At 63.1% G+C, this 217-nt stretch carries 1 protein-coding gene; it reads right to left on the bottom strand.

The features are described from left to right. The coding region (locus H6B10_RS17505) for a hypothetical protein (protein WP_204652568.1) at nt 1-217 on the bottom strand (217 nt) is incomplete at both ends.

Below are 217 nucleotides of genomic sequence, written 5' to 3'. Positions count from 1 at the left end.
GAGCCTCCGTCGGTGCCGGGGTTTCGGTCGGTACCGGAGTTGCCGTGATCTGGTCCACGGTTACGGTCTGTTCCGGCAGACCGCCTTCGGCGCCCTGGTTCAGATCGGATTCCGGCAATTCGGAGTCTGCTGGTTCGGATTCCGGTTCTTCGGATTCCGGCTCTTCGGAGACGCCGTCCGGCGGTGAAACCATCAACGTGACCATGAACGGCACGGC

Origin of the sequence: Gemmiger formicilis, from assembly GCF_016901605.1 — a bacterium.
GTDB classification, from domain to species: domain Bacteria; phylum Bacillota; class Clostridia; order Oscillospirales; family Ruminococcaceae; genus Gemmiger; species Gemmiger formicilis_B.
Note: the sequence above shows the minus strand (reverse complement) of the source record. Positions and strands in the feature narration are given on the sequence as shown.